Annotated in this window: 10 protein-coding genes, 1 other RNA gene and 1 pseudogene; 4 read left to right on the top strand and 8 right to left on the bottom strand. The window is 45.7% G+C overall.

Going from position 1 to position 9,943, the window contains the following annotated elements; genetic code table 11:
- From ACUVJL_RS04645 to ACUVJL_RS04615, 7 genes and pseudogenes are all read right to left on the bottom strand, one after another.
- Positions 1–730 (bottom strand): EAL domain-containing protein (locus tag ACUVJL_RS04645; protein ID WP_445244779.1); only part of this gene is annotated, 730 nt, incomplete at its 3' end.
- Between the two features lie 380 nt (positions 731–1,110).
- A pseudogene (locus ACUVJL_RS04640) lies at positions 1,111–1,419 on the bottom strand (DEAD/DEAH box helicase family protein); the annotation flags it as partial.
- Positions 1,420–1,509: 90 nt separating this feature from the next.
- Positions 1,510–2,085, bottom strand: a complete 576-nt coding sequence (locus tag ACUVJL_RS04635; protein ID WP_445244778.1) for a Uma2 family endonuclease — start codon at positions 2,083–2,085, stop codon at positions 1,510–1,512.
- 24 nt (positions 2,086–2,109) lie between these two features.
- Complete coding sequence (locus tag ACUVJL_RS04630; RefSeq protein ID WP_333122939.1) at positions 2,110–2,553, bottom strand: hypothetical protein; 444 nt, start codon at positions 2,551–2,553, stop codon at positions 2,110–2,112.
- A 198-nt stretch (positions 2,554–2,751) separates the two neighbouring features.
- Positions 2,752–3,132, bottom strand: coding sequence for a phasin family protein (locus ACUVJL_RS04625; protein WP_445244777.1), 381 nt, complete (start codon positions 3,130–3,132; stop codon positions 2,752–2,754).
- Between the two features lie 23 nt (positions 3,133–3,155).
- Positions 3,156–3,252, bottom strand: an RNA gene (gene ffs, locus ACUVJL_RS04620) — signal recognition particle sRNA small type.
- Between the two features lie 23 nt (positions 3,253–3,275).
- Entirely contained in the window at positions 3,276–3,542 is a 267-nt protein-coding gene (locus tag ACUVJL_RS04615) for a YciI family protein (protein ID WP_015179070.1), read from the bottom strand.
- A gap of 120 nt (positions 3,543–3,662) precedes the next feature.
- Between ACUVJL_RS04615 and ACUVJL_RS04610 the strand changes: the two genes are divergently transcribed.
- Positions 3,663–4,244: a 2'-5' RNA ligase family protein gene (locus tag ACUVJL_RS04610; protein ID WP_445244776.1), complete on the top strand. Its 582-nt coding sequence runs from the start codon at positions 3,663–3,665 to the stop codon at positions 4,242–4,244.
- 141 nt (positions 4,245–4,385) lie between these two features.
- On the opposite strand, the gene ACUVJL_RS04605 is transcribed toward ACUVJL_RS04610, so the two are convergent.
- Positions 4,386–5,072: a ComF family protein gene (locus ACUVJL_RS04605; RefSeq protein WP_445244775.1), complete on the bottom strand. Its 687-nt coding sequence runs from the start codon at positions 5,070–5,072 to the stop codon at positions 4,386–4,388.
- A 72-nt stretch (positions 5,073–5,144) separates the two neighbouring features.
- Between ACUVJL_RS04605 and ACUVJL_RS04600 the strand changes: the two genes are divergently transcribed.
- From ACUVJL_RS04600 to ACUVJL_RS04590, 3 genes are all read left to right on the top strand, one after another.
- Complete coding sequence (locus tag ACUVJL_RS04600) at positions 5,145–7,619, top strand: putative PEP-binding protein (protein WP_445244774.1); 2,475 nt, start codon at positions 5,145–5,147, stop codon at positions 7,617–7,619.
- Positions 7,620–7,919: 300 nt separating this feature from the next.
- Positions 7,920–8,366, top strand: a complete 447-nt coding sequence (locus ACUVJL_RS04595) for a hypothetical protein (RefSeq protein ID WP_445244773.1) — start codon at positions 7,920–7,922, stop codon at positions 8,364–8,366.
- A 233-nt stretch (positions 8,367–8,599) separates the two neighbouring features.
- Positions 8,600–9,634, top strand: coding sequence for a VOC family protein (locus ACUVJL_RS04590; RefSeq protein ID WP_445244772.1), 1,035 nt, complete (start codon positions 8,600–8,602; stop codon positions 9,632–9,634).
- The last annotated feature ends 309 nt before the right edge of the window (positions 9,635–9,943 follow it).

Raw genomic sequence — 9,943 nt, 5'->3', positions numbered from 1 at the left:
GAGATTCCCCTACTTCAAAAACAATATTGCTGTGAGGAATTCCCGATTCATCAATAGCCTGTACTGTCCTTCGCAGGCACGTAGCGGGATCGTAAACTGAAGTCGGAGAAAAATTAATAAAAAGTAGTTCTTTGATATCGTGCACATGGGCTTCGTGGATAGCGCGAGTCCGGGCTAAAGCATCTAGTTGAAAAATTATGCCTGCTGATTCTGCTTGGGCAAAAATCCGACCCGGATAAATTAAGTTTCCCTGCTCGTCAATTCCGCGGAGTAGCGCTTCCTGGGCAAAAATTTTAGAAGTATCTGAGGTATAAACAATGGGCTGAAAATGTGTAGTAATGCGTTCTTCGGACAATAAATCTAACAGCCAATCAGAGTTGCTGAAGTTAATAAAAGAGCTTAAGGAAGTGCTGCGATAAAAATCGCTAAATTTCGGCTCTTCAACTTCGCGCATCCACAAAACTTTGGTCTCTTTCAACTCTTGATTTGTCAGAGCCGATGATGCTAGGGTGCTAAACTTTTCTTTGGCTATTCCCTCAAGCATAATGTACAAACACTTGCTCTCTTCTAAAAGCTGGAATTCAAGTTTAGCCTGGGTCAGTGCAGAAATAACCTTGTTCAGCGTGTGCGATACTGGAAACCACAGGTATAGACCTCCCCTGTCCTCTATTTTTTCGGGTACTGTTTCGCAGCGAGAGCAGGAGCCGAAGGCTTTGCCACTTCTTTGCATTGGAATATCCTCCGGTTTTTGGGTTAATTTTAGAACGGCTAAAACGTATAGAATATTATAAGCTCATTCAGCTATTAATACATCTATCTCAAGATGTAAATGTTAAGAAACTTGTATTTAAGAATTAGGACAGTATAAATACTTACCTCGGGTTTCAAACCTTGGTCAAATTTCTCAGCATTGAGCAAGTACGTATCAGTGAACACAGTCGCAAATCCTCACAGAGGGAGAAGGCAAAGACTTGTTCTCTACTCTCTATTGCTGCTCTGATTCTTTACGTTTGATTCTCTCATTCTCTTTGCTAAAACAGCGGCTACAGTTGATTTTTTAGCAAAAGGGAATTAACACGCCCGTTAAGCGCAGCTATCCCGTAGGGAATCGCCCGCTCGCACTTCATACAAACCCGCAGCCAGCTTGTTTTGCCAACTGCGGGCGCTATCAAAAGCCAAAATAGGTTTTAAACCAAATTTCTCTGATTCGCGCGCCCACTGATTCACCAGGTGGCAGTAAGGGCAAATTACGAGCAGGACTTGCAGGTTAATTTTGTTGTATAATTCAGTGGCGATCGCCAGTGCAGTAATCGTCTTGCCGCTACCCGTCGCCATCTTCAGCGTACCGCGTCCCTGATTCGCAAACCAATTAGCAACCGCCACTCGCTGATACTGTCGCAATTGCAGCGATGGCGGCATTTTCGGAAATCCAAATTGCGAATTATTAGCCGTTGAGCGATTCACCTTTAAATGCCGTTAGATGCAAAATTCCCTATACTCAACTGTAACTCACGGGCGATCGAAACTTAACAGCCCAAACAAATCATCCGCCGACAGTTGCAAATCCGACAGCACATCCAGTACAGGTAAAATATCTTCATTCTCTTTAATCTCAGGTTCCTGCTGCGGTTTAAAAACAATAACTAATCGTTCTTCCGGGTCAATCAGCCAACCCAATTTAGTCTTATTTTTAAGGCAAAACAGAATCTTATTAATCACGCGAGTTGAACTTTGATCCGGTGATAAAATCTCAATTATCCAATCGGGCGGAGTTTCAAACCTATTTTCAATTTCTCTCTTAGCATTCAGAGGAATACGATGCCACTCGAATACTGCGATATCTGGAACAATAGAACGTCTATCAAAAGAGCAGCGCAATTCAGTAAAAGCAAATGCTAACTTCTGCGGTTTTCCAACTCGATTAATCACAGATGGAAACTCGGATTGTAATGTACTGTGTTTTCCTTGGGGCATATCTTTTTGATAAATTTCACCATCAACATACTCGCTAGCCGGCTTAGTTTCTGGAAGCAACAAAAACTCTTCCAGAGAAATCTTTGACGGAGACTGAATTGACGTTACCATAAGCCATTAAACCCTCAAAAACTCTTAAAAATTCATATCGCTGTCAGTTTCCCAATCAGCACAACTCTCCGATTCCACACCGGTAGGGTGCATCGCACAAACCAACAAATTTCCCCCGTAAACTTGACCGTGATAGTTGCGACAACCGCGACAAGCCGGCTGCTGCGTCGGCGAAGGGTCTACATAAGTCACCATCGACAAATCTATCTCATCAAACTCAGGGTCGAAGTCCCGGCAAATTTCTATTATCGGTTCGATAAATTCATTAAATAAACCGTCAAATTCATTGAAATAACCGTCAATGTCATTAATCAGATTATTTTGTACTTGTTCAGTAAATTCTTCCGACATTTTTGCCAAAACGTCCAGCATTTCGACAAACTCTTCGCCCATTTCGCTGAAAAAATGCTCTACTTCAGAAACAGCATTTTCCATTACTCCAAAAAAATCCTTAGACCAATCTTCCATGAATTTGAGAGCTTGCTATTACAAAATATTTTACCGACAGGTGCAGCCAGCCTCATGCGAAGCGATCGCACCTACTTTCAATTCTATTACCTATTGCCGGATATCCGGTCAAGTTTAACAGGGCAGATATTCAAAAAGGGAACTCAAGATTATTATCCTGAGTTCCCTCCATGCTTTGCTGCGCGAGCTTTTTCCAGCTTAATCCCGCTTCAGCCGCCGCAATTCCTCTTGTAAATTCTGCACCTGTTCGCGGAGCTTGTCTACGCCACCGACCTCTTTAGTATCTTTTGGCGAAACCTCTTCTTCCTCCGAAACAATTTCAATCCGCCGAGGTTCAGGCGGTTTTTTGTCGCCAGCCGATTCTACGGGGGGCTGCTGCTGAGCCTGTTGTACCATATCGTCAACAAAGCGACGGGCTTCTTCCGTTGACATCTCGCCCCGCTTCACTAATTCGTCTGCCAGCTTTTGGGCTTCAGTGCGTAATTCAGTTAACTTGCTGCCAGCTTTTTCACCAGCGTAGGAAGCTAGCCCGACACCAAGGTAAACTGCTTTCTGTAAAATATCTCCAAAACCAGGCATAGGAACTACACCTCATAAAACTGGGTGAACCGGAGACCACGCCTATTACAAGCATCCCGTGTTGCTGCTACCTTCCGGTCCTGACAAGATTTGGGCGTTGGAATCGCGTGGATCCAGTTCATTTGTGAGTATAACACAGTTATTTATTCTTCAACCACACACCAGTGATAAATTTCATAAATAACGCAACCGTTCTTCACCAGCGGGTCTTCAGCGACGATCGCCTTCGCCTCATCCATCGAACCCGCCTCAAACAGCAACATACCGCCGCCCCGCCGCGCCCAGTAGCCAGTTTTCGCTCGGTGTCCTTTAGAAATCAACTCTCGGACATAAGCTCTGTGAGCTGGCACGTATTGGTCAAAGACAGGCTTTTCGACAATTCCTTGCTCTATTTTGACAAACCAAGGCATTTTATTTGGGATTTTAGATTTTATATTTTAGATTGGGAATGGGTGAGGAGCAATGGAGCAAGCGGGCCAATGCTCTATATTCCATTTTCCACCATTTTTCCTTAACTGCGATGTTATCCCATGAACCAGTCACAACAGCGATTTTTTATTGCCCTAGTGCCGCCTCCCGATATTGAACAGCACATTACTGAGATTCAACAGTATTTTGCGGAACACTACAACAGCCGCGGTGCTTTAAATTCGCCGCCGCACATCACGCTGCAACCTCCTTTTCACTCGTTAGCGGAGGATGTCCCCAAATTAGAGGAAAGCTTGAACCAGTTTTCTGTAAATCGGCGGGCCATTCCCGTTACTCTATCTGGTTTTGCCGCTTTCGCCCCCCGCGTCATTTACGTTGATGTTGTCAAATCGCCCGAATTGCTGGAGATGCACTCATATTTGATGAGTTATAGGTCGGCAAATTTGGGAATTGTCGATCGAGTTTCTCAAAGTCGCCCATTTGTACCGCACATGACAGTAGCGTTTCGCGATTTAACTAAGGAGAATTTTCAAACAGCTTGGTTGGAATTCTCCGGGCGATCGCTCCACTTTGAGTTTACCGCTTCGGCATTAACTTTACTGCTTCACGACGGCAGCCGATGGAACATCAGCAACCAATTCCCGCTTGCAGCCGAGCCTCCAACAATCCTCAATCCAGCCTAAACACTCTCCCTTCTCTTTCTTCTCTTTCTTCGCGTCCTTCGCGTCTTCGCGGTTCGTTTTTCCAATTTTTTTTTCTTAGCAAATCCCGATAAATATCATTCCCTCACTACAAACCTGTTTAAAATTAAAGCCAGTCACAGCTTACCGATCGCTCTTATTCGGAGTTGCAAGTGCCACAGTTCCGTAAACCGAAATTCCCGACAGCTTCAATATTTGAATTGCCGACTTAACCGTAGTACCGCTAGTGTAAATATCATCAACTAACAGCACTCGATCGCGCGGGCGTCGGCGACGAAAATCTTTCCCCAAACTTAAAGCATTTTTCATTTCCGCTTGCCGCTGCTGTGGCGTCAGAGCGAATAAAGCCTGAGTATTTTTCACCCGCTCCAAACCGTGCCGCTGCAAAGGCAAACCAGTCAGCTCACAAAAACTTTCAGCCAAAAGTTCCGCCTGGTTAAAACCGCGCTCCTTGAGCTTTTCTTGATGCAGGGGAATCGGTACAACTGTTAAATTGTCTATAGCTAATTCCGGAAAACTCAGCCAAGCTTCTGCCAGCCAGCCGCCTAGAGGTTTGGCTAATTGCGGATTGCCGTCATATTTCAAAGCGGCGATCGCCCGTTTGAGAGCCCCGCCGTACTCACCCCACACAAAAACACGCTGCTCTGAATGCCAAAATCGGCCGGGCTCGGTTAACTGACATCGCTGAAGTTGCTTGTGACAGTACGGACAAAACTCTCCGGCAGCCGGTCGCTGACAAAGAGGACAGTTAGACTTAAGAAATAGATTGAGAAAAGATTTGACTAATCCCGTCCATTTTCGCTGGTTCATCCTAAAATTGTGGTAAGTGATTAATGGGAAAAACTATCAAATTCAATCTGTTTCCACGGACAGGCTCGCAGCGTGAAAAACCTCTACTGGTTAGACAAAATTCAACCTTCAGACCGAGATGCAGTGGGAGAAAAAGCATTTTACTTGAGCTGTTTGCTCCAGAAAAATCATCCTGTTGTACCGGGTTTTGTCGTGCCAGCTACCACATTCTGGGAGTTTTTAGAGTCGATCGACTGCCTAGAACCGCTGTTTGCTGACTGGCCACACTCTTCCCTGCACTTAAATGTCGATGAACCCAGACAACTGCAATCCATCGCCCGCAGCATCCGCCACCAAATCCTCGCAGGCAAACTGCCAGATTCACTGCTCTCCAACCTAGAGTCTGCTGTTTGTCAAATCAACTCAAACTCCAAAGCCTTAATTTTTCGCCCTGGGCTGGCTTCTTGGAACCCGAAAACCACCGGAATCCTGGAAGCTCACGCAGTACGGGCAGAACCAGAAGCCATTGGGGCCGGGATCAAACGAGCTTGGGCAGAACTGTTCAGAGCCCGAAGTCTATTTTACTGGCAGCGGTGCGGCCTGCTGGTACAACAAATCAATCCCGCAGTTTTGGTGCAGCCACTTCAAGGAGCGATAGCCGCCGGCGAGGTGAAAACTAAGGCGGGTGCAGCGTGGGAAATCCAAGCCACCTGCGGTTTGGGAATGTCCCTCGCTAGGGGAGAAACCATCCCCGATTACTATCAAGTGCAGCCGGAAACAGGCGCGGTTAAATTCCAGCGGCTCGGTTACAAAACATTAGCGTACAATATCAAAGCCGACGAGGGAGAACCGACAAAAAAACTGCCGATCGACAATTGGGCTGTTTCCCCAATCCCCGATCCTGCATTTCTAATTCCTGATTTTGCTCGCAGTTGCCTGGAAGTTTTGGTGCTGGGAGAGGAAGCACAAACTGAATACGTTTTAGGAGAATCGCAACTCAAAAAAATCATTGAATTGAGCAAAAAAGCGATCGCAGAATTTGACTCGGATTTAATTTTGGAGTGGACGCTAAACCAGACAGCCAACAGCAGCGAACCGCAGTTTTATTTCACTCAAGTTCGTCTTGTCAAAGGGCAAAAAGTCCGGTCTGTAGAGGAAAATTCGATCGCCCGAGAGCACCCAAACTCGATCGCCCCAGCCCGAACTCCTGCGATACTCAGAGGTTTGGCAGCAGCATCAGGAAAAGTCGAAGCAATTGCCCAAGTTATGAGTAATTCCCACCCAGAAAACGCGGAATTCTTAGCCGGAAGCATTTTGGTAGCCCGGACAATCGATCCCAATTGGCTGCCTTGGCTGAAAGTTGCAGCAGGGGTCATTGCCGAACAAGGAGGCATGACAGGCCACGGCGCCATTTTAGCCAGAGAATTGGGGATTCCCGCCGTTGTGGGAGTTGCCGGGGCCACTCGGGTCATCGCCTCGGGCGATTCCGTGTTGGTAGACGGCGATAGCGGAGAAGTTTTTGCCCTCGTCCAACAGGATGCGATCGAGACAGGAGACAGCGGCCGGCTTTGGGACACAGAAAAAAATGCAGCTACATACAGTACAGCCGCAAAAATGTCAATAGCCAACCATCAATCTTCAAGCTCAGATCGATCGTCGAATGAAGGGCCTAAATCTCGACAATCTGAGTCTGCCGAATATGTTTGGGGCGCACCAAGGGCGACTCAACTACTAGTTAATGTCAGCCAAACAAGTTCGATCGACCGCCTCAAAAATCTGCCAATAGACGGCATCGGATTGCTGCGATCGGAATTAATGGCATTGGAAGCTTTGGACTGTCAAAACCCCAAAATTTGGTTGCAAAACGGCCGCCAATCGGAATTTGTCGATCGCATGGCGGATTGCCTGAGTTTATTTGCTGCTGGCGTTTCGCCACGGCCGATATTTTATCGCTCTCTGGATTTGCGCGAGTCAGGTCCCCACGGCAGTTTCAGTTATACCTTTGAACCGGAGTTATTTGATTGGGAACTGTGCGTACTTCAAAAAGTCTGCGAGTCAGGCCATAGAAATGTTAATTTAATTTTGCCTTTCGTGCGCTCGGTTGAGGAGTTTATCTACTGCCGCCAGCGCTTAGAAACTATTTGGAAAAACCGCTCAGCCGACTTTCAACTGTGGATTATGGCGGAAGTTCCTTCGGTGTTATTTTTATTGCAAGATTATGTAAAAGCAGGAGTTCAAGGAATTTCTATCGGCACCAACGATTTAACCCAATTTCTGTTAGGCATTCACCGCAACTCCGAACAGGTAGCAGGTGCTTTCAACGGGCGCGATCGAGCAGTGATGAGGGCGATCGAACAATTAATCCTTCAGGCCCGGGCCGCCGACATTCCTTGCTCGATCTGTGGCGACGCTCCAGCTTTGTATCCCGAGACAGTTGAATCCTTCGTGCGGTGGGGGATTTCGTCTATTTCGGTCAATGTCGATACTGTAGAACAAACTTGCAGGGCGATCGTCCGCGCCGAACAGCGCCTAATCCTAGAAGTCGCTCGATCGATAATTAACAATTAACCACTCCCGGATGCACTTTACCTCAGAAATCCGGTTTCTACTCTAAATCATACCTTTGGCAAGCAGCCACCCCCTCAGAAATTCGGTTTCTAGATAACCCGTGCGTCCAAGACTATTAACAACTACAGAAACCCGGTTTCTGAGTAGATATAGCAACCGCGCCCGACGGTGAGGACATTATTAATTGCTGAAACATGAGCTGAAGATTGCTTCTTCCTCCTTTTTCCTTCCGCTATCAAAAGATCCGATTTTAAAGCTATGCTAGAAATATCACCAACACTTGACCCGGAGGTACAAACAGTGAAATCAAAAATCATTGCAACCGCAGCAATACTTGCCACCCTCGGCTTTCTGCATCCCCATCCAGCATTATCTCAACCTGCAACTGACGGTGGCACAAAACCAGGATTCTGGCAACCTCAAGCGCAGGTTGACAATACTCGCAACATTACCCTCAGACTCTTAAATGAAACTGGATTAAACCTAGAATACGGTCAATCAGGTGCCAACTTGTCATCCTTGCCTGTCGGAACCAGCAAAAACCTCAGTGTTCGCATCAGTAATCGCACCGGCGACATTGCCAATATTCCGATTAATGCCACAACAGGAACCACAACTTTGAAATACGACTATAACGTTGACTCGCAGAAAAATATTGTGACGATTCGCATCACCAGATCAGACAGCCGCACCAGGCAAGATCGGTCAGTTTATATTGATGAAAAAGGGCGAGTTTACTCTTTCTAAGATTAACGCTCATCAACCCGGTTTATTCTAATAAATCTTGGTTTGAGCAGCGATGTATCGGAAGCATCCCGGTTTTGTAAAAAGCGTTTTTTTAGGAGTGCGAGCATCCTGCAAAGCTTTGCCTATATATCTCGCTTGGAACACCCTGCAAAGCTTTGCCTATATATATCTCGCTTAGAACTCTCACAACGAACACTCCGATGTAAAAGTGCGTAAATTATGTTTCAAAAAGTATGAATCAAGTGCAGCCCCTTTCCATCGCAGGCATTTACGAAGTGTGTATTGGCGTAGCCGATGCGATTCCACAACTGCAATATTGGGAGCAATTTGGATATCGGATCGGTCAAATCGGAGAATTATCCGCATCCGAGGCTCGCGAATTATATGGAGTTAGTTCAAAAGTGCGATCGATTCGACTCTATCACCAAGATGCGGATCACGGATTAATTCGCTTGATGATTTGGGAAAAACCTACAAACGATGGTTTGCAAATGTCGTCAATGAAGGTGAAAGGCAACCGTTGGGCAGCTACTTTAACTGCTGATTTGTTGAATATCCTCAACCATGCCGAAGAGTCTGCATCTGCCAATTGGCCAGTCAAATATACATCCCCACAGTGGAAGATTCTTTACAACAAAGAGCGAAAACCGTGTCCTTTTGTGGAGGCGGCTGTCGGAGTGCGTGAGATGATGCTTTTGCAGCCTTTGAGTCGGCAAGTTTTTTTTCAAAGATTCAATTATGCTTTGCCTAATTACGGGAAAATCAATTCAAATGCTCTTTTAAAAACCAGTCAAATTACCCACATGGGAATGGTAATTCAAGATGACAGCAAAGAAACGCTGCTATTTTATGAAGAAGTTCTGGGGTTGATTCGGGCGCGCGACGATGTAGAAACTACCTTTGAGTCTTCCCTCGCCGGAAGGGAGATTTTTGAGCTTCAGTCTGGGGAAGGATACGTGGTGACAGCTTTTGATGACCCCCGATCGTCGAAAACAGATTTTCAGGCCGCGCGATCGGGTAGACTGCATATTCTGAGGTTCCCGAGTTCGATCGCACTAGGCGATCGATTTGATCGCGCCAATCCCGGATGTTTGGGAATGTCGCTGTACACATATCGAGTGTCTAGTATTGCAGAATATTTTCAGCGAGTCAAAGCCAGCAATGCACAAAAAATTACAGAAATAGTCGCTAATGAATTTGGGGAGCAAAGTTTTTCCTTCATTGCACCTGACGGATATTTTTGGACATTGATAGAATTAGGTTTGTAGTGAAGAATGCAACTCTTAATAAAAAGCAGAAGACTTGCATTCTTCACTACAAATTAATTTGACTGATAACCTGTCACGCATTTAAATTGCATATTCAGGGCGGGCGAGACGCCCACCCCACAAGACACCGAATTGTTTGTTGACATTCTATTCAAATGCACAACAGCTTAAGTAGTTAAACAAAATTAATTACATAAATAACTAATATGATATACTAAAGTAGTAAGTTGTATTTAAAGAGATTTTATATGTTTTTACTTCGAGATATTAATCCACTTTCCTTGAAATTGCTAAACCGAATTTATCGCG

The sequence above is a fragment of the Microcoleus sp. OTE_8_concoct_300 genome (genome assembly GCF_031383065.1).
GTDB lineage: Bacteria > Cyanobacteriota > Cyanobacteriia > Cyanobacteriales > Microcoleaceae > Microcoleus.
Note: the sequence above shows the minus strand (reverse complement) of the source record. Positions and strands in the feature narration are given on the sequence as shown.